This window comes from Marinobacterium arenosum (assembly GCF_019795155.1).
GTDB classification, from domain to species: Bacteria; Pseudomonadota; Gammaproteobacteria; order Pseudomonadales; family Balneatricaceae; genus Marinobacterium_C; species Marinobacterium_C arenosum.
This window is the reverse complement of record NZ_JAILYN010000013.1, coordinates 1-18241: the sequence shown is the minus strand read 5'-3', so window position 1 is coordinate 18241 and position 18241 is coordinate 1. Positions and strand designations below refer to the sequence as shown.

Here is an 18241-nt window from a genome sequence, read left to right as displayed (position 1 = left end):
CGGTAGGGTTATGCGGGCCGGCGGGCACCTCCTGAAGAGGTGCCCGCCCGGTCACTGAAGGACCGGGCCTGCCGCCGACCGGCCCGCGCGGCCGCTGTTACTCGGCCAGTACGGCCTGCGGGTTGTCCAGGCTGTCGGAACCTTCCAGCTCGATGCCGTCCAGCTTCAGCACCGCGATGGCGTTTTCGATCGAGCGGGTCTCGTCGGTCAGCGCGTCGACGAAGGTCTGCACTACCTGGTTACCGCTGCTGTTGTTGGCGCCGATCAGCACGTCGAAGGTATTGCCCTTGGCGGCTGCGTCGACCATCGCCTGGGCGGCTTGCTCGGTGCTGTTCAGCTTGTTGCGCAGGTCGCGGTCCACTGCCGGTGCAGCGGCATTCACCAGGTCGGACAGGCTGGCGCCCTTGACCAAGGAACCGTCGACACGGGTGTATTCACCCAGGTAGACATTCTTGATCCCCTTGGCGTCGTAGTAGTGCGACCAGTGGGTATTGTCGGAGAAGCAGTCGTGTTCCTCCTCCGGGTCGTGCAGCATCAGGCCCAGCTTGGTGCGCTCGCCGGCCAGTTCACCGTAGGCCAGCGAGCCCATGCCGGTCAGGATGGTGGCGATGGCGCCCTGTTCACCCTTGGCGAACAGTTCCTGGCGGGCCGCGCCATCGGCGGTCCAGTTGTCGACCATCTCCTGCAGGTCGTCGACCAGCAGCTCGGTGGCCGCTTTCAGGTACTGGCGGCGGCGCTCGCAGTTACCGCCGCTGCAGGCGGCCAGGTCGTAGTCGGACGCCGGGCGGGCGCCGGCACCCGGGTTGTTGCCGTTCAGGTCCTGGCCCCACAGCAGGAACTCGATGGCGTGGTAGCCGGTGGCGACGTTGGCTTCAACGTCGTCGATCTCGTGCAGGGTTTCCGCCAGCAGCTGTTTGGTGATCTCGCTGGCGTCGACCTCATTGCCGCCCACCCGCAGGGTCTTGTTGGCGATCACGTTGGCGGCGTAGAACGGGTTCTCGTCGGACTCGCTGCCGTAGCCTGCGGCCACGTAGTCGATCAGGCCTTCATCCAGCGGCCAGGCGTTCACACGGCCCTCCCAATCGTCCACGATGGCGTTGCCGAAGCGGTAGGCTTCCGTCTGCTGGTAGGGCGCGCGGGCCGCTGTCCAGGCGTCCTTGGCCGCCTGCAGGTTGGCTTCGGTCGGCTCGGCCAGCAACTGATCGACCGCACGCTGCAGCGCTTTGGCGGTGATCAGGGAATCTTCATAACCGGCGTGGGCGATATTGGCGTAGTTGGTCAACACCGCCTGACCAGACGGCTCGGTCTGGGCTGTGGTCTGCACGTTGCTTTGGTTGCAACCGGTCAGTGCGGCCGCCGCCAGCGACAGGGCGATCAGGGACTTGCGGAATGTCATGACGATTAACCTTATCGAGAGAGTGTGAACAAAAGTTGCGCAACACTTTAGTTAAAATAAGAATCGTTATCAATATTAACTAGTGTTTCGTTTCTCTTTTTGTCGCACGCTTGATTCAGGTCAAGGTGAGTTGGCGGCAGTGAAGAACGGTCGCCAACAGGCGAGCAGGCGACCGTATTAACGAAAATCAATCCAGCTCGGCGTAGTCTTCCTGCAGATGCTGGTCTTTCAATTTGACGTAGTTGGCGGCGGTGTAGCGGAAGAACTCGCGTTCCTTGTCGCTGATCGGCCGCATCTGTTTGACCGGGCGGCCGACATACAGGTAACCGCTCTGCAGTGTCTTGCCCGGCGGCACCAACGAACCGGCGCCGATGATCACCTCGTCCTCGACCACCGCGCCGTCCATCACCATCGCGCCCATGCCGACCAGCACCCGGTTGCCGATGGTGCAGCCGTGCAGCATCGCCTGGTGACCGATGGTGACGTCCTCGCCGATCAGCAGCGGAAAGCCGTCCGGGTTATAGGGGCCGGCGTGGGTGATATGCAGCACCGAGCCGTCCTGTACACTGGTGCGGGCACCGATGCGGATGCGATGCATATCGCCGCGGATCACCGTCAGCGGCCAGACCGACACATCTTCGGCCAGCTCGACATCGCCCAGCACCACCGCGCTGGGGTCCACGAAAACGCGCTCGCCGAGTTTCGGGGTCATCCCTCTGAAAGTACGGATCTTCATCTCAACACTCCTCTGGTTGGCCCCATTATCCGGCGAACCTCAGTGAGCTGCCAGTTGAACCTAAGCGGCAAGCCCCCATCAAAGGAGCCTACACTGAATGGAACAGAATCATCGGAGGATATCCATATGCTGGCAAAACAACTGATCGAGCGGCTGCCGGAGGGCAGCAGTGAACTGGCCAACCTGATCAACCGGGTTTTCGACGAGGACGACGCCCTGAGTGAGGCATACCGCTACGGAGTGGCGTTGGCCGCGGCTGGCGCCTTGCGCAACCGGTCGCTGGTGGCCGAGGTGCGCCCCCATGTCAGCGCCTCGGGCCAGGCACTGGTGCAGTTGGCCACCGCCCGGATGGGGGTGACCAACCCCTATTTCCAGGCCCGGATGGAGGTGGAGGTCGGTGCCGGCGGCTCGCTGCAGGCCTTGGCGATGTCACCGTTGCAGGAGCTCGCCATCGACGACGAGATCGGCTACCACTACTTCGCGATGGCGATCGCGGTGATCAACGGCGGTATGCCCTGTTTCCGCAGCCACATGATGTCGTTGCTGGATGCCGGTCAGCCCTCCCAGGCGATCGACCAAACACTGCGGATCGCAGCCGCACTGCACAGCATCGACCAGCTGAGCTACCTGCAGGCCGAGTAAGCCGAGCAGGCCCGGCGCCATTGAAAAGTGGCCGCCGGCCCCCCATAACAGAACCAAACAGTAACCGGCCGATCGTCCGATCCGCCCGCCCAGGAGAGCGCCTTTATGAGCAACCCGCTGCTGCAACCCCATCTGCTGCCACCGTTTGCCGCAATCAAACCCGCAGATGTGGAGCCGGCTGTCGACCAGCTGCTGGCGGAAAACCGCCAGACACTGGCCCGTCTGCTGGAGGAGCTGGAGCAGCCGGATTGGGGTTCGCTGATCGCCCCGCTGGAGGAGATGAACGATACCCTGGCCAAGGCCTGGTCGCCGGTTTCCCATATGAATGCGGTGGTCAACAGCGACGAGCTGCGCGACGCCTACAACGCCTGCCTGCCGAAACTGTCCCAGTACTGGACCGAGCTGGGGCAGCACAAGGGGCTGTACCGGGCGATCAAGACGATCCACGACAGCGAGGGCTTCAGCCGGCTGAGCGTACCGCAGCAGAAGGTGATCGAGGATCACCTGCGTGACTTCCGCTTGTCCGGCATCGCACTGCCGGACAAGGAGCAGCAGCGCTATGGCGAACTGAAGCAGCGGCTGTCCGAACTGACCACCAAGTTTGCCGAGAATGTGCTGGACGCCACCGGCGGCTGGCAGAAGCAGATCGAAGACGAAAGCGAACTGGCCGGCCTGCCGCCGATGGCGCTGGCCGCCGCCCGCCAGCTGGCCGAAGCCAAGGGGCTGGAGGGTTGGCTGTTGACGCTGGATTTCCCCTCCTACCTGGCGGTGATGACCCATGCCGACAACCGCGAACTGCGTCGCGAGGTCTACGAGGCGTTCAGCACCCGTGCCTCCGACCGTGGCCCGCAGGCGGGCCAGTGGGACAACAGCGCGATCATGGAGGAGATCCTGACCCTGCGTCAGGAGCTGGCGAAACTGCTTGGTTTCGCCAATTACGCGGAATATTCGCTGGAAACCAAGATGGCGGAATCACCGCAACAGGTGCTCGGCTTCCTGACCGACCTGGCGCACAAGAGCCGTAAGGTGGCCCAGCACGACCTGGACGAGCTGACCGCCTTTGCCCGCGATCAGCACGGCATCGACCAGCTCAATGCCTGGGACCTGCCCTACTACGGCGAGAAGCTCAAGCACGCCAAGTACGAGGTCTCCCAGGAGGCGCTGCGGCCCTATTTCCCGCTGCCGAAGGTACTCGACGGCCTGTTCCAGGTCGCCGGCCGGCTGTTCGATGTGCAGTTCAAGGAGGTCGAGCAGTTCGACAGCTGGCATCAGGATGCCCGGCTGTTCGAAGTGCATCGCGATGGCGAGCTGATCGCCCGCTTCTATCTCGATACCTACGCCCGCGACAAGAAACGCGGTGGCGCCTGGATGGACGACTGCCGGGTGCGTCGTCGTCTGGACGACGGCAGCCTGCAGCTGCCGGTGGCCTACCTGGTCTGCAACTTCAGCTCGCCGGTCGGCGAGGACCCGGCGCTGCTGACCCACGACGAGGTCACCACCCTGTTCCACGAGTTCGGCCACGGTCTGCACCATATGCTGACCCGTATCGAGCAGGCCGATGTCAGCGGCATCAACGGCGTTGCCTGGGACGCGGTCGAACTGCCCAGCCAGTTCCTGGAGAACTGGTGCTGGGAGCCGGAGGCCTTGTCGCTGATTTCCGGCCACTACCAGAGTGGTGAGCCGCTGCCGCAAGACCTGCTGGACAAGATGCTGGCGGCGAAAAATTTCCAGTCCGGTATGATGATGGTTCGCCAGCTGGAGTTCGCCCTGTTCGATTTCCGCCTGCATATGGAATATGAGGCCGGCAAAACCGATATTCAGAAATTGCTGGACCAGGTGCGCGCCGAGGTGGCGGTGGTGATTCCGCCCGAGTTCAACCGCTTCCAGCATGGTTTCAGCCATATCTTTGCCGGGGGCTATGCGGCGGGCTACTACAGTTATAAATGGGCCGAGGTGCTGTCCGCCGATGCTTTCTCCCGTTTCGAGGAGGAGGGGATCTTCAACCGGCAGACCGGCGCCGACTTCCGCCACAGCATCCTGGAGCAGGGCGGCTCCCGCGAGCCGATGGCGCTGTTCGTCGAGTTCCGCGGCCGCGAGCCGCAGGTCGACGCGCTGTTGCGCCACAGTGGCATTACAGAGTGAGTGTGATGAGTAATCCCGTAAAACGTTTTATCGCCGGCGCGGTCTGCCCGCGTTGCGGCGAGATGGATAAGTTGCGGATGTACCGCGACGAAACCCGCGAGTACCGTGAATGCGTCAGTTGCGACTTCAGTGACTCGATGGCACTGGACGGCAGCGACATGCCGTCGCAGGAACTGGAAACCCGTGTTAACCGGGTGCCGGAGCCGGTCGATCCTGAGGCCAAGCCGCTGCTGTTCAAACCCAATCCGGTTAAAAAGTGAGCTAACAGAACGTTAGCTACCGCTTTAAAGGCAAACGGCCCGCAATTGTGGGCCGTTTTTGTCTATCTATCCGCGATTTCAGCGTTTGCAACCGCCTGCGGCGGTGGTTCGGGTGGCGCCCGTGCTTCGTAGCAGCCCGCTCCGAGGGCGACAGGCCGCCGAGTTCTGCAATACCGCCGTGGGTCGCGGTCGGAGCCCGCTGCTACGGGTTCCGAGCTCCGTGGCAGCCCACTCTGTGGGCGACCCTTCCTTGCAAAGTGGTCGCGGATAAATCCGCTCCTACTCCTACTTCCCAGTCCGCGGCAGTCGCGGCGGGGCGCCGCTCCCACAATACTTCATCGTGCCGCTGACACTGTTAACGGTCTGACTGTTTACTCTGCACTTCTAGACCACTGGCGGATTCGCGCCACCTCGTCGTCCTCGATCCCCAGCGAATGCAGGAACTCGTCGTGTGCTTCCGGTTCCAGTTTCTCGAACTGGCGGTGCCAGTTGCGCATATCCTCATCGGTGAGGCCGGCGGCGCGCATGATTTCGGTCCAACGTTCTTTACTGACCATGTTTTCCTCCTGATCCTGATGCTGTTGCAGAAAGCGAAGAATGGTGCGCTGTTGCCGCTGCAGCCGCTGGATCTCCTGGCCGAGCCGGTCGAACTGCTGATGCAGGATGCGAGCCTGGTCGCCTTCGTCCGCCTGCAGCAGCTGGCCTATCTCGGCAACCGGCACCTCCAATGCGCGGAAGCTGAGGATCTGTTCGAGCCGGCTGCATTGTTCCGGGCCATAGTGGCGGTAGCCGTTGGCGGCGGTACGGGCCGGCGACAGCAGTCCTTCGCGCTCATAGTAGAGCAACGTTGAACGGCTGATTCCGAAACGGCGCGCCAGCTGGCTGATGGTTAACGACATCGGGACACTCACTCTTCGTTCAATACAGGGCCAGTATCAGGGTGACACCTGTAGACGGGTCAAGCCTGTTTTTTAACTTGCTGGAGTCGGTTGCCAAGAGGCCAGGAGCCTGTCGGGCCTGGCCAATATTCGCTTTTCCGCACGACTGCATGGATGCAGGAGTTAGGGCGAAGCAGGAAGCCAGAGCCGAGTAGGTCAGTGCTAAGTCCGACAGGCTCCTAGGGTGTTGTCGGCGGGCTGAGCCGGTAGATCGCGTCGGCGTAGTCGTCACTGATCAGCAGGCTGCCGTCGCGGTCGAACAGCAGATCGACCGGCCGGCCCCAGTAGCTGTCGGCCCGCAGCCAGCCATCGACCAGCACCGACTTTTCCAGTACCTGGTTGCCCTTCAGGCGCACCTTGATCACCCGGTAGCCGACCTTCTCGCTGCGGTTCCAGGAACCATGCTGGGCAATCAGCAAGCTGGTCTCGTCCGGCGCGGCCCAGGGGGCGGCCTGGCTGAACACCATCCCCAGCGGCGCCACATGGGCGCCCAGCGCCAGCACCGGCGGTTGGCTGTTGCGGTAGGGGTTGCGGCTGCCGTAGTCCGGGTCGGCCAGGCCGTCGCCGTGCAGGTAGGGAAAGCCGAAATGCTGGCCGAGGCGGTCCAGCCGGTTCAGTTCGTCGGCCGGCTGGTCATCGCCCAGCCAATCGCGGCCGTTGTCGGTGAACCAGAGCGCGCCATCCTGTGGGTGCCAGTCGAAGCCGACGCTGTTGCGTACCCCCAGCGCCACCAGTTCCACCTTGCCGCCGCTCAACGGCATCCGCACCAGCGTCGCGAAGCGCGGATCCTTGCTGAGACAGACGTTGCAGGGCGCGCCTATATTGAAGTACAGCTGGTTGTCCGGGCCCACCTTGAGGTATTTCCAGCCGTGATGGGTGGCATCGGGCAAGCGATCGGTCAGCACCACCGGTCTTGCCGGCTGTTCGGCCAGCGGATCATCCAGCCGCAGGATTCGGCTCAATGCGGCGATATATAGCTTGCCGTCGTGGAAGGCGATGCCGCTGGGCAGCTCCAGCCTGCTCAGTAAGCGCTCGACCTGCTCGTACTGGCCGTCGCCGTCCCGGTCACGCAGCCGGTAGACATTGCCGGCGCGGCGGCTGCCGACGAACAGGGTGCCGTCCGGCGCCAGTGCCAGTTGGCGGGCGTTATCAAGCCGGGCGGCCAGGCTGATCCGATAGCCGTCGGGTAGCTGCAGCCGCTCCAGCGGCAGTGCGGTGGCGGGGCCGGCGGGCAGGCCGGCGATCAGGCAGCAGAGACAGAGCCAGCCGAACGTGTGGCGCATCGCGGCCTCCTTGGCAGATTGCGGTCGTCAGAACCAGCGCTGCTGGCGACACAATTGCCAGTAAACATAGCCGCCGCTGAGGCCGCGGGCCACAAACAGGGCGATAAACGCCAGCCACAGGCCGTGGTTGCCGAGCGGCTGACAGAGCCACCAGAGCGGCAGGTAGACGCCGAATACCGACAGCAGCATGGTGTCCTGCATCGCCTTCACCTGGGTGGTGCCGACAAAAATGCCATCCAGCAGATAGCTCCAGACACCGATCAGTGGCAAGACCCAGATCCACGGCAGGTACTGCATCGCCAGCTGGCGGACCGGCTCGATATCGGTCAGCAGCCGGATGATCCCGTCGCCGGCCAGCCAGAACAGCAGGCTCATCAGTACCGCGGTGATCAGCGACCAGAGCGCGGCGGCGTTGATCATCCGGTAGAAGCGGCCCAGGTCGCGGCGGCCGATATCGCGCCCGGTCAGCGCTTCGGTGGCGTGGGCGAAGCCGTCCAGGCCGTTGGAGATCAGCAACAGGAAGTTCAGCAGCACCGCGTTGGCGGACAGGATCTCGGTGCTCTGACGGGCACCCTGGGCGGTGAAGAAGGCAATCGCGAACAGGATCGCCAGGGTGCGTATGAACAGGTAGCGGTTCAGTACCAGCAGATCGTAATAGTCGCGCCAGCGGCGCAGCCGCTCCCTGTTCAGCGCGCCGGATACCCGCTGCAACTGGCGGCGGGCCAGCCAGAGCCCCAGCACCAGTGCCAGGTATTCGGAACAGACGGTGGCCAGCGCCACGCCGTCGGCCTTCATGCCCAGGCCGTAGACTGCCAGCACGTCGAGCAGCATGTTGCTGATATTGGTGACCAGCAGCAACAGCAACGGGATGCGGGTGTTCTGGTTACCGACGAACCAGCCCAGCAGGGCGTAGTTGCACAGTACCGCCGGCGCGCCCAGCACCCGGATTGCGGCGTACTTGTCCGCTTCGACGGTCACTTCGGGGGCGGCGTCCATCAGTTGCAGCGCCAACTGGACCGCCGGCTGGTTCAGCAACAGGATCAGACCGCCGATCAGCGTCGCCAGCACCAGCGACTGGGCCAGCACCAGCCGGTTGTTGTCGCCGTCCTGGCGGCCGACCGCCTGGGCGGTCAGGCCGGTGGTGCCCATCCGCAGGAAGCCGAACGCCCAGTAGAGGATCGAGAAGATCATCGCGCCGACTGCCACCGCGCCCAGGTGGTGGCTCTCCGGCAGGTGGCCGATCACCGCGGTGTCGACCATGCCGAGCAGCGGCACGCTGATATTGGACAGGATCATCGGCCACGCCAGCCCCCACACCTCGCGGTGCTGATTGGCGTCCGGCCGGTAGCGGCGCCAGAAACTCATGCCTGCTTACGTGATGGCAGCGCGTAGAGCAGCAGGAACTGCAGCAGTGCCAGTACCACCACCGAGGGGCCGGCGGGGGTGTCGAACTGGTAGGAGAAGCCCAGCCCCAGCGTGACCGCGCTGCAGCCAAGCAGGGCGGCGCCGAGCGCCATCTGCTCCGGGCTGACCGCCAGCCGGCGGGCGGCCGCGGCGGGGATGATCAGCAACGAGGTGATCAGCAGGATGCCGACGATCTTCATCGCCACCGCGATCACTACCGCGATCAGCAGCATCAGTGCCAGCCGCACTGCGGCCACCGGCACCCCTTCCACCTCGGCCAGTTCCTCGTTGATGGTGATCGCCAGCAACGGCTGCCAGAGCTGGTAGAGCAGTGCCAGCACCAGGCCGCCGCCGAGGTAGATCCACAGCAGGTCGACGTTGCTGACCGCCAGCAGGTCGCCGAACAGGTAGGCCATCAGGTCGATGCGCACCTCCTCCAGCAGCGACACCGTCACCAGGCCGAGCGACAGCGCGCTGTGTGCCATGATGCCGAGCAGGGTGTCGGTGGCCACCATCCGCTGCCGTTGCAAAGTCACCAGCGCCAGTGCCAGCAGCACACAGCAGGCGATTACCGCCAGGTTCAGGTTGATGTCGAACAGGAAGCCCAGCGCCACGCCGAGCAGCGCCGAGTGGGCCAGGGTGTCACCGAAATAGGCCATCCGGCGCCAGACCACGAAGGCGCCCAACGGGCCGGCAATCGCGGCGACACCGATGCCGCCGAGCAGTGCACGAATCAGGAAGTCGGCCATGGAGTTACTGATTTTCCTTAACCGGGACCACGTCGCCATGGGCATTGTGTCGGTGGTTGTGGTGGTGGTTGTACAGCGCCAGCGCGCGGGCACCGGCCTTGCCGAACAGGGCCTGGTAGGAGGGGTCGTTGCTGACCTGCTCCGGGTGGCCCGAGCAGCAGATATGGTGGTTCAGGCAGACCACGTGATCAGTGGCGGCCATCACCAGATGCAGGTCGTGGGAGATCATCAACACGCCGCAGCCGCGCCGGTCGCGGATCCGGCCGATCAGGTCGTACAGCTCGATCTGGCCGTTGATATCGACCCCCTGCACCGGCTCGTCCAGCACCAGCAGGGTCGGATCGCGCAACAGCGCACGGGCCAGCAGCACCCGCTGCATCTCGCCGCCGGACAGGTCGTGGATCGAATGCTTGAACAGTTTCTCGGCACCGACATCGGCCAGCGCCGCCTGCAGCGCCTGGCGATCGTTGATGCTGGCGGTGCGCAGGAAACGTTCCACCGTCAATGGAAAAGTGCGGTCGACATGCAGCTTCTGCGGCATATAACCGATGCGCAATGCCCGTTCGCGCCAGACCTCGCCGTTGTCCGGCTCGATCAACCCCAGCACCACCCGCACCAGGGTGGTTTTGCCGGCGCCGTTCGGTCCGATCAGGGTGGTGATGCAGCCGCGGTGCAACGCCATCTCGACATGTTGCAATACATGGTTGTCGCCGAAGCTGACATTGACGCCGTGCAGGCGTACCAGGTCTTGATGCTCACTCATTCCGCTGCGGACTCCCGGCAGTTCGGGCAGAGCCCGGCAATCTCAATGGTCTGGTGCTGGGTCTTGAAACCCAGCGCCTCGGCCTGCCGTTGCAGGTCGCGCATCGCGCTGGCGGCCTCGATCTCGTTGGCGGTGCCGCAGCCGGTGCAGATCAGGAAGCAGCCGTCATGGCTGTGGTCCGGTGATGGGCAACCGATGAAGGCGTTCAATGAAGCGATGCGGTGCACCAGCCCCTGGCTCTGCAGGAACTCCAGCGCCCGGTAGACGGTCGGCGGTGCCGAATTGAAGCCCGCCTCGGCCAGTGCCGGCAGCAGCTCGTAGGCGCCCAGCGGTTTGTGGCTCTGCCAGATCAGCTTCAATACCAGCTCGCGGATCGGCGTCAGCCGCTGCTTGCGCTCGCTACAGATCTGGCGCGCCGAACTCAGCGCCTGCTCGATGCAGTGCTGGTGGTCATGATCGGAATGAAAGGCGATTGAATTGGCACTCATATCGGGGCTTCAATATAATTTGTTACATTGTAACGCAACAGGCACGGAGCAAACCAGAATTGATCAAGTCTAAAGTTTTTTTTGCGGCACTGCTGCTGTCGCTGGCGGCGCTACCCGCCTGGGCCGAGGTGCGGGTAGTGGCGTCGGTCAAGCCGCTGCAACTGATCGCCGCGGCGGTGGTCGATGGCATCGGCCGGGCCGAGGTGCTGATTCCGCCCGGCGCCTCGCCGCATCACTACGCCTTGAAGCCCTCCGATATGCGCAAGCTCGGCGAAGCCGATCAGCTGATCTGGGTCGGCCCGCAGCTGGAGATGTTTCTGGCCAAGACGCTGCGCCAGCAGGCCGTGCCGGCGCTGGCGCTGTTGCCGATGGAGGATGGCGGGGATCAGCATGAGGCCGATGAAGAACAGGATACGACGGGTGGGCACCACCACCACGATCATGAGCGCGACCTGCATCTGTGGATGAACCCGCTGCAGGCTTTGCGGGCCGCCGAGCAGCTGAGCGAGGCGCTGGCGGGGAGATTCCCGCAGCACCGTGAAACGCTGACGAAGAACCTGGAGCGGTTCGCCGCCAGCCTGCTGAGCAAGGATCGCCAGCTTCAGCAGCAGTTGCAGCCGTTGCAGCAGCGAGGCTTCTTCGTGTTCCATGATGCCTATAGCGGCTTCGTGAAGCGCTACGGGCTGAAACAACTCGGTTACTTTACGGTCGATCCGGGCCGGCCGACCGGCACCCGGCGGCTGGCCGAGATCCGTCAACGGCTGAAAGCGGCCGAAGCGGTCTGTGTATTCGGCGAGCCGCAATTCAAGGCGGCGGTGGTTCGGACCGTTACCGAGGGGTTGTCGGTCGGCTATGCCGAGCTGGATCCGCTGGCCAGCGAGCAGGCGGTGAGCGCCGATGGCTATGCCTTGTACCTGCAACAGCTGGCCGACCGGTTCAGCGGCTGCCTGGGGGCAAATTTGACCGCCAAGCCCTGAGCAAAGCTGTCGATAGGCGGGTCGCGATGGCTGCAGCGCCCGGAATACGGGCGTTGCAGCCGTATTCGAGAAAAATGAAAAAAAATGCTTTTTGCCTCTTTACGAACCCAAAACCGCTCTATACAATACGCCCCACTTTCGACGCAGATGTGGTGGAATTGGTAGACACGCCAGCTTCAGGTGCTGGTGCCTTCACGGGCGTGGGAGTTCGAGTCTCCCCATCTGCACCAATCCTCGCTTAGCGAGGTACGGTGCAAGAAAGTAAAATGAAAGGTACAGTATTGCGACTGTCGTAAAACAAAACGCATACCGACGCAGATGTGGTGGAATTGGTAGACACGCCAGCTTCAGGTGCTGGTGCCTTCACGGGCGTGGGAGTTCGAGTCTCCCCATCTGCACCAACTTCTAATATGGAGGTTGGTGCAAAGTAAAAGATGCGCGGTAAAAAGAGAACCAGCCTAGTGCTGGTTTTTTTGTGCCTGTTTGACGGAGTTTTCCCGTTAGACAGTTGTGAGTTCACAGTCGCCAGCACCGCCGGCAGGCTCTGCGGTTCTCGGTTCTCGGTTCTCGGTTCTCGGTTCTCGGTTCTCGGTTCTCGGTTCTCGGTTCTCGGTTCTTGTTTTTGAGTTTCACTCTTCATTAGAGGAGTGCGGTTATGCTACGGGCAAAAGCGACACTGTACTAATACTTAGAGGCCGCTTTATTGCCTGTCTGATTGGTCTGCAATGAGGCGGTTGTTCGAATCCAGGGTTGGAATCGGCTAAGTTGCGGCGGAAACTCTCGCAACACCTGCTTGATTCCCTGCTTGGTGGGATGGTATCCGTACAGCAGCAGATACCATGGCGAGCCATTCCTCCAGACTTTATTCACCAGCGCCTGACGCTGGAGCTGATGGCGAATGATGAATCGCTCCAGGTCGGCAGGGTCCTCACTCGCCATCAGCTGGATGGTGTAGCCGACTTGCGATTGTTCGTTAAGCCAACTGTGAGTAGTCCGTATGCGTTCGGATATGCTTTCCGCTGTCAGTCGGTAATGCTGTGGGAAGCTGTTCGGATATTCATCGACCCGCTCGCCAGGGCCGTCGTGCAGCAGCTTCTGGATGCCAGCCAGGCTGCGCACCCATGGATTTTTCTTGCGTAGCGACTGTGGCAGCCGGCTAAATGCGCTGAGGGCCTGTTGGTGGTCAGGGAAAAATCCCTGTAACAGCACATACCAGTCGTGGCCATCTTTGCGGATATGGTAGTAGCGGGTGTCTGTCAGCTGGTAGCGCTTGATAAAGCGCTGCAGGCTGCGTTTCTTATGTCCGGCCATGAGCTGAATTGTGTAATGGTTGGACGGTTGTGCCTGAAGCCATTGGAGATCAATTGGTTTAGGCGCGGATTGGTCTGCCAAGGGACGGTGGCTGGCAATGACTGTTGGGACCGCCTGTATCACGCTCTTGCCGTACAGTATGGTTGTGCCGACATTGATAACGCCGCCATCCAAGCTGGCGGTTACCGGTTGGGCTGGAGGTATCGACAGCCCTTTCTGTTGAAGAAAATCCCGGTCTGCCTGTACGCTGTAATTACCGGGAGGCACATTATCAAATATGAACATGCCATCGAATTCCGACCAGGTTGTTGCGACAATCTTTTCCTGCTTATCCACCAGTAGCATCCGGGTTGATTTGAGGGGGTGCTGCCCCCGCTCATCGCCTGCAAACATCCGTCCTTCGATCTCGCTGACCGCAATGATGGGCAACTCCAGCTCTGCCTGGGCACTGGTATGCAGGTAAAGTTGTTCCGGTTGTTCACGCAGCTGCCAGAATGGATCGTCTAGTGTGCTCTCATCGATATTCAGTACCATCGGCTTAAAGGTAGGTATATTTCGCACCTGCAATCGGCCGTTGTCGTCTGTGTGCTGGTCGATATAGGTGCCACTGGCATTAAGTCTGACGCCGCTCAACGGTTGGTCGCCGGGGCTGAACGTACCGCTGTTATCCCGATCCCAGAATACCCGAGCATTAACCGTACCTTGCCGGCTGCTGCGTCGCGAGCTTATCCAAGGACTTCGGCGATATGCGTCGTACCCGGTGCTAAAGGTGATGGAAGCGCCCAGCAGCCAGTCATCCTGGTCGTTGGCCTCGGCGCGCAAGGTCAGATCGGCCCCGTCCCACCGCCAGGTGAAATCATCTTTGATTGACCAGCTTTCGTCGATGCCTGGTTCATAGGTCAGGCGAAGCAGGTTGTGGCGACGGTCGTCCAGGTTGGTGTGCAGGCCTCCGGAGATGGATTGTAGAATCTCGTCATTGTTGCCTAGGTCGTAGTTCAGGGCGCCAGACAAGCCGCCCTGGCTATTGTACCGGCTGGCACTAAGCGAGCCCGGTAGGGCCAGATTGGCATCGTCGCTCCTCTTGCTGAGGCTCTGAGTGTGGGTCAGGTTGATACCGGACAGCTGGCTGGAGAGGCGGCTTTCCAGTTTGTATCGGTTCGGTGCGTCGACGAGTGATTCCCGCTGGGCCGTGAAGGTGTAGTTGATAAAGGCGTCAGTTGTTAAGGTGCCGCTCAATCGTAATCGGGTGTCAGTTTTTAACTGGTCGCTGGCTGGGTTTTCTTCACTGGTAAAATTATTGAACTGGCGATGTTGCAGGTCGATGTTGTGGGCTCCCAGGTTGCTGCGAAGTGACAGCAGTAATGCGTTTCCGCCGTCCGTGTCATGACTTAGCACCGTTTGCAGATAACTGTTTGGTAGTGACAGGTCACTGCTCAGTGACAGGTAGTCGTGGGTATCGGTACTGTTTGTGTTCATTCTTACGAGGCGGTTCCAAGCTGTGCCCAGCGCCCAGTTATCGGTCACTCCATAGGTCCACTCGGCGCGTAGATCGCTATCGCTGCGCCGGTCGGTTGATGGCACCAGGTCACCGAATAGGCGATTGTTCTTTTCGTCCAAGGTGTAAAATGCATAGCTGGATTCCCCGCTTGGCAATAGGCTATCACCAATGTAGGTGGAGGTGCGTTCGATGCGGGCCTGGCCTTGCGGGCCGAACAGGCGGACCTCAAAATTGTTGGCTCCGTACCAGAGCTCAACCTGTTCAAAGCTGTAGAAACCGTCACTACTGATCGTTTGGAACGCCAGCAAAGTGCCGTTGCGGTAGAGCTCCGCTTCCCAGTTGGCTGGCGCATTCCCTTCAATGACGGTATTGGCATAACGGGTTCGTTGGTTGGTAGCACTGCTGGTGAGGCTCAGACCGACACCGTCGCCACCGGCTGAGATCAACGAGTCACCAATAGTGTAGAGGTCGCCGAACTGGTAGCTGTAAAGTCCTCCCGCCAGTCGGCTCTCCGGCGTAGCCGCATAGCGCGACAGGTTAAGGCGGATATTTTCCTTGTGGCTCTGATCGTTATAGTTGTAGTTAAGAAAGGCACTGTGCTTGAGCAGGTCGCCGCTGGCGCTCAGGGATGCGGAGAAAGTGTCCAGGTCGCTCTTATTTGAGAGGGATTTATTCAGCGCCACATCCAGCGTTGGGTAGCTAACCCAGTTGTAACGGTCTTCGAGATAGCGAACCGGGGTTTCGGCCAGTCTACCCCCACTGTGTAATCCCAGATGCTGCTTTTCCCGCTGCAGTCGCTGCTGCAAGGGGAGGGGTTCATCGCTGCGCAGGAAAAGCCGCATTTCGGCAAAATTAAATGCGAGGTGGATTGGAAACCACTGTTCCAGCAGACCTTTCGGGATGTAGAGGTCGCCGTCGATGGCTCGGATGTCACTGTTCGCTGGAAGGTGCCGGTCAACCCCTGCGATGCTGACTTGCTGACGAGGCAGATCCAATTCAAATGTTCGCTCGGGATCAATAAACCAGCCGCTGGCGCCGCTTTGATGTTCGTTTATCGTAATGGCGAAATCGAGTAGGTTGGCCAGTGTTTCCAGTGGCAGCAGTAGCCGGTTGTCCTGCCGATAGAGGAACAGGTTTTCGGTGAGTCTATGCTGGTCGAATCGAAGTTCAACAATGATCAGTTCCGCTTCGTTCGTGCTGCTCTCTGACGATTCAGGTTCGTTTGCCAGCGCTGGCAGATTAAGTAGAAGTAACAGAGAGAGGGTGCGAAGTAACAGCATAATGCTTCGGTGATCTACCCTTGCCGGGTTATCTTTTATCGATAACCAATTAATTTTTAAGTTCTAAGTGGGAACAGGTAGAGGGCCCTGTTTTCAAAACTAACTCTTAGAGTTCAATATCGAGTTCGGCACGTTGATTGCCGCCATACTTCGGTTGTTCTTCGAACACGACACGAAGCCGTTGAAAGCTGTGCAGCGACAGGTGCTTGGGGACGGCCAGGAGAACTTCGCGCTCTGGCAAGGGGGTGTAATGTGCTATGCCTTTAAGCTTGAACAAGGAAATGGCGGTCTGATCGTCCTCAAGCCCGAAGACGTGGAAGTCTCCGTATAGAGACCGATTACCTTGTCTCTGCAAGGTCAGCCTTATCTGCTGTTGATGGGCTTGATAAACTACGCTGCCATCGCTCAGTCTGGCTTCTGCCCAAGTGCGGCCATGGCGCACAATAATCGGGATGCTGAATTCAAAGGTAGGAGAAAAGTTAACACCGGCTCGTCCATTATTTTGATTCTGCTCTGGTGCTAGGGCACGGCTGCGGAAGACCAAGTGGCTACGGTATTCTCCTTCTGCCAGGTCGGCTGGCTTCCTTACCGCAAGTCTGATGCGTTGGCTTTGCTGAGCGCCCAGTTTCAGCCGGCTGGGGGAAAAACGCACTAACCTAGCGGCACTCCACTGATTGGCTCGGGCTTTAGAGTCAACGATATTTCCGCTACTGGTCATCTGTTTTTCGCGGAAGAAAATTTGATAGCGGCCGGTACTGTCGCCGCGATTTTTCAGGTTGATCGAATCGGTTCGGCTACGCCCCTCCAGCACAACCCTTGGCGTAGTAATCATTAGATTGCTGGTTGCTGATGCCTCAAAGCTTGTCAGCAGACTCACAGCCAAGATGGCAAATTTGAAAACAGTCAACGTACCAGACATCAGTTACTAATCACCTGAATCGTATAGGAAAAACTGGTAGGGCTGCCCGCGATAGGGGCTGCACCGCCAATGGTTAGTGTGCCGCCAATGCGGAGATTGAAAGTACCACTTGCATCGACATTCACGGTATCGCTGTTGCCGCCGTTCTCAAGTGCAGGCTGAAAACTGATCTGGTTTACTTGGGCGCCTGGTGGGAACACTGTGATGGTGTAGGACTGGTTCGGTGTGACTGTGATATCGATGTCGCCGATCGTCCCCAAACTATCGATACAGGCGCTACCTGACAGGGCCGTGGTGGTGGCGCTGAGGTGGCAGTTGGAGCCGGATTCATTCATGATCCGGCCGAAGTCGATAGTGCTATTAATTTGATAGCTATCGGCGGCCAGGGCGGTAGGTGTAGCCCCTAGCGTAAGCGCCGCCAATAGCAGCTTGCGGATCAGGCGCCGGCTACTGGTAAACCACATTCACGTTAAAGGTGAAGGATGTATTGCCAGGAGTAACCGCAGCACCGTTAGTCAGGGTGCCACCGATGTTCAAGGTGGTGGTGCCGGTCGGATTTGCCATGGTGCCCTGCACGCCAGCAGCAACCAAGGCGCCCCCGTTGTTCCAGGTTGGTGTATAGGTGATATCGTTTACTGCTGCTGCCGGGGCGTTTACGGTGACCAGAAGGTTTGCGCCAGCTGCGCCGGTGAGGGTGTAGTCACCTAATGTACCTGTGCCTGCAGTGCAGCTGGTGCCGGTCAAGGCATTACCTGCTGTGGGGTCCATAGCGCAGGTCGCTCCGTTTGAAGCCTCGATTGTACCGAAGTCGACCTGCGCAACTTCGGCGGAACTGAGCGCTGTCGTGACAATTACGTTGGCTGTAGCGTTAAAATCCAAAGCCCATGCTGGTGCGCTGGTCAGTGCACTGCAAAATAAAATGCTGGTTGCTAGCTCTTTCCCAAAACGCATCTGTCTAATCCTCTATTAATATCAGGTGCGAAACGTAAAAGGCTTGTTTTACGGTTTGCCCGATAATCTTTAGGGTTCTATTTTGTTTGCTTTTGATTTGGTTTCAATATCCAGTTTTGTTAAACCAGATATAACCAATGTGAATACCTAAGGGGAGGAAAGAGTTTTATTGACTTAGAGTGAGTGTGTCATAGAAAGAGCAGGGTTCATCTGCATGTATGTAGAGGCTAACGAAAATATTTGTTCTCGGTTATATGAAGTTAAATATCGGTTAACAAATTTTCGTATACCGCACATATAAACTGTTCTACATCGTTATGCCTCTTGGTTTGCTAGTGCTGACCAAATATTACGGAAATTTTTTCAGCTGAAGCCAATAGGCGGTAGTGTTCAGAGTTCTGTGTCGTTTCCTACACTTGACTGAAAAAGGGAGCGACACATCATGGCTGATAAGTACGAAATCGATATCCAGGCGTTTGCCAAAGCACTTCAGGCCGGTCAGAG

Annotated in this window: 16 protein-coding genes and 2 tRNA genes; 6 read left to right on the top strand and 12 right to left on the bottom strand. The window is 60.0% G+C overall.

From position 1 onward, the window contains the following. Window positions 1–97: 97 nt before the first annotated feature. Both K6T12_RS07885 and K6T12_RS07880 read right to left on the bottom strand, forming a co-directional pair. Window positions 98–1396 (bottom strand): imelysin family protein, encoded by a 1299-nt coding sequence (locus K6T12_RS07885; protein WP_222221196.1) that lies wholly within the window; start codon window positions 1394–1396, stop codon window positions 98–100. Between the two features lie 187 nt (window positions 1397–1583). After that, complete coding sequence (locus K6T12_RS07880) at window positions 1584–2132, bottom strand: gamma carbonic anhydrase family protein (RefSeq protein ID WP_222221194.1); 549 nt, start codon at window positions 2130–2132, stop codon at window positions 1584–1586. A 126-nt stretch (window positions 2133–2258) separates the two neighbouring features. On the opposite strand from K6T12_RS07880, the gene K6T12_RS07875 reads away from it, so the two are divergent. The 3 genes from K6T12_RS07875 (at window position 2259) to K6T12_RS07865 (ending at window position 5176) form a co-directional block, all read left to right on the top strand. After that, entirely contained in the window at window positions 2259–2774 is a 516-nt protein-coding gene (locus K6T12_RS07875; RefSeq protein ID WP_222221192.1) for a carboxymuconolactone decarboxylase family protein, read from the top strand. Between the two features lie 105 nt (window positions 2775–2879). After that, window positions 2880–4916, top strand: a complete 2037-nt coding sequence (gene prlC, locus K6T12_RS07870) for an oligopeptidase A (protein WP_222221190.1) — start codon at window positions 2880–2882, stop codon at window positions 4914–4916. A gap of 5 nt (window positions 4917–4921) precedes the next feature. Then, entirely contained in the window at window positions 4922–5176 is a 255-nt protein-coding gene (locus K6T12_RS07865; protein WP_222221188.1) for a YheV family putative zinc ribbon protein, read from the top strand. 371 nt (window positions 5177–5547) lie between these two features. Here K6T12_RS07865 and K6T12_RS07860 read toward each other — a convergent pair whose 3' ends face one another. The 6 genes from K6T12_RS07860 to K6T12_RS07835 all read right to left on the bottom strand — a co-directional run bounded on the left by K6T12_RS07860 (window position 5548) and on the right by K6T12_RS07835 (window position 10801). After that, window positions 5548–6075 (bottom strand): MerR family transcriptional regulator, encoded by a 528-nt coding sequence (locus K6T12_RS07860; protein ID WP_222221186.1) that lies wholly within the window; start codon window positions 6073–6075, stop codon window positions 5548–5550. A 218-nt stretch (window positions 6076–6293) separates the two neighbouring features. Continuing rightward, window positions 6294–7397, bottom strand: coding sequence for a PQQ-dependent sugar dehydrogenase (locus K6T12_RS07855; protein ID WP_222221184.1), 1104 nt, complete (start codon window positions 7395–7397; stop codon window positions 6294–6296). 27 nt (window positions 7398–7424) lie between these two features. Further along, a complete protein-coding gene (locus tag K6T12_RS07850) occupies window positions 7425–8762 on the bottom strand; it encodes an MATE family efflux transporter (protein WP_222221183.1) in 1338 nt (445 codons plus the stop codon). Beyond that, window positions 8759–9550: a zinc ABC transporter permease subunit ZnuB gene (gene znuB, locus K6T12_RS07845; protein WP_222221181.1), complete on the bottom strand. Its 792-nt coding sequence runs from the start codon at window positions 9548–9550 to the stop codon at window positions 8759–8761. Before znuB ends, K6T12_RS07850 begins: the two co-directional genes overlap by 4 nt. A gap of 4 nt (window positions 9551–9554) precedes the next feature. After that, a complete protein-coding gene (znuC, locus tag K6T12_RS07840) occupies window positions 9555–10313 on the bottom strand; it encodes a zinc ABC transporter ATP-binding protein ZnuC (RefSeq protein WP_222221179.1) in 759 nt (252 codons plus the stop codon). Beyond that, window positions 10310–10801 (bottom strand): Fur family transcriptional regulator, encoded by a 492-nt coding sequence (locus tag K6T12_RS07835; RefSeq protein ID WP_222221177.1) that lies wholly within the window; start codon window positions 10799–10801, stop codon window positions 10310–10312. Before K6T12_RS07835 ends, znuC begins: the two co-directional genes overlap by 4 nt. Window positions 10802–10860: 59 nt before the next feature. On the opposite strand from K6T12_RS07835, the gene znuA reads away from it, so the two are divergent. The 3 genes from znuA to K6T12_RS07820 all read left to right on the top strand — a co-directional run bounded on the left by znuA (window position 10861) and on the right by K6T12_RS07820 (window position 12179). Continuing rightward, window positions 10861–11778, top strand: a complete 918-nt coding sequence (gene znuA / locus K6T12_RS07830; RefSeq protein ID WP_222221175.1) for a zinc ABC transporter substrate-binding protein ZnuA — start codon at window positions 10861–10863, stop codon at window positions 11776–11778. A gap of 143 nt (window positions 11779–11921) precedes the next feature. Further along, window positions 11922–12008 (top strand) — tRNA-Leu (locus K6T12_RS07825). A gap of 84 nt (window positions 12009–12092) precedes the next feature. Further along, window positions 12093–12179: transfer RNA gene (locus K6T12_RS07820), tRNA-Leu, on the top strand. 280 nt (window positions 12180–12459) lie between these two features. Here K6T12_RS07820 and K6T12_RS07815 read toward each other — a convergent pair. From K6T12_RS07815 to K6T12_RS07800, 4 genes are all read right to left on the bottom strand, one after another. Beyond that, window positions 12460–15867, bottom strand: coding sequence for an SPOR domain-containing protein (locus tag K6T12_RS07815; protein WP_222221173.1), 3408 nt, complete (start codon window positions 15865–15867; stop codon window positions 12460–12462). A gap of 106 nt (window positions 15868–15973) precedes the next feature. Continuing rightward, entirely contained in the window at window positions 15974–16786 is an 813-nt protein-coding gene (locus K6T12_RS07810) for a fimbrial biogenesis chaperone (protein WP_222221171.1), read from the bottom strand. Beyond that, the gene (locus K6T12_RS07805) at window positions 16786–17250 is read right to left on the bottom strand and encodes a hypothetical protein (RefSeq protein ID WP_222221169.1); all 465 of its coding nucleotides are present in this window, start codon (window positions 17248–17250) and stop codon (window positions 16786–16788) included. The genes K6T12_RS07810 and K6T12_RS07805 overlap by 1 nt, the downstream gene beginning before the upstream one ends. Further along, window positions 17234–17737 carry a DUF4402 domain-containing protein gene (locus K6T12_RS07800; protein ID WP_222221168.1) on the bottom strand — a complete coding sequence of 168 codons (504 nt, stop codon included), beginning with the start codon at window positions 17735–17737 and terminating at the stop codon, window positions 17234–17236. Before K6T12_RS07800 ends, K6T12_RS07805 begins: the two co-directional genes overlap by 17 nt. Between the last annotated feature and the right edge of the window lie 504 nt (window positions 17738–18241).

What these genes read in the sequence shown, in the direction of transcription:
- K6T12_RS07860 (WP_222221186.1), bottom strand. Translation starts at nt 6,075, where the DNA reads ATGTCGTTAACCATCAGCCAGCTGGCGCGCCGTTTCGGAATCAGCCGT.
- prlC (WP_222221190.1), top strand. Translation starts at nt 2,880, where the DNA reads ATGAGCAACCCGCTGCTGCAACCCCATCTGCTGCCACCGTTTGCCGCA.
- K6T12_RS07800 (WP_222221168.1), bottom strand. Translation starts at nt 17,737, where the DNA reads ATGCGTTTTGGGAAAGAGCTAGCAACCAGCATTTTATTTTGCAGTGCA.
- K6T12_RS07815 (WP_222221173.1), bottom strand. Translation starts at nt 15,867, where the DNA reads ATGCTGTTACTTCGCACCCTCTCTCTGTTACTTCTACTTAATCTGCCA.
- K6T12_RS07875 (WP_222221192.1), top strand. Translation starts at nt 2,259, where the DNA reads ATGCTGGCAAAACAACTGATCGAGCGGCTGCCGGAGGGCAGCAGTGAA.
- znuC (WP_222221179.1), bottom strand. Translation starts at nt 10,313, where the DNA reads ATGAGTGAGCATCAAGACCTGGTACGCCTGCACGGCGTCAATGTCAGC.
- K6T12_RS07850 (WP_222221183.1), bottom strand. Translation starts at nt 8,762, where the DNA reads ATGAGTTTCTGGCGCCGCTACCGGCCGGACGCCAATCAGCACCGCGAG.
- K6T12_RS07885 (WP_222221196.1), bottom strand. Translation starts at nt 1,396, where the DNA reads ATGACATTCCGCAAGTCCCTGATCGCCCTGTCGCTGGCGGCGGCCGCA.
- K6T12_RS07810 (WP_222221171.1), bottom strand. Translation starts at nt 16,786, where the DNA reads ATGTCTGGTACGTTGACTGTTTTCAAATTTGCCATCTTGGCTGTGAGT.
- K6T12_RS07805 (WP_222221169.1), bottom strand. Translation starts at nt 17,250, where the DNA reads ATGTGGTTTACCAGTAGCCGGCGCCTGATCCGCAAGCTGCTATTGGCG.
- K6T12_RS07855 (WP_222221184.1), bottom strand. Translation starts at nt 7,397, where the DNA reads ATGCGCCACACGTTCGGCTGGCTCTGTCTCTGCTGCCTGATCGCCGGC.
- K6T12_RS07880 (WP_222221194.1), bottom strand. Translation starts at nt 2,132, where the DNA reads ATGAAGATCCGTACTTTCAGAGGGATGACCCCGAAACTCGGCGAGCGC.
- K6T12_RS07865 (WP_222221188.1), top strand. Translation starts at nt 4,922, where the DNA reads ATGAGTAATCCCGTAAAACGTTTTATCGCCGGCGCGGTCTGCCCGCGT.
- K6T12_RS07835 (WP_222221177.1), bottom strand. Translation starts at nt 10,801, where the DNA reads ATGAGTGCCAATTCAATCGCCTTTCATTCCGATCATGACCACCAGCAC.
- znuB (WP_222221181.1), bottom strand. Translation starts at nt 9,550, where the DNA reads ATGGCCGACTTCCTGATTCGTGCACTGCTCGGCGGCATCGGTGTCGCC.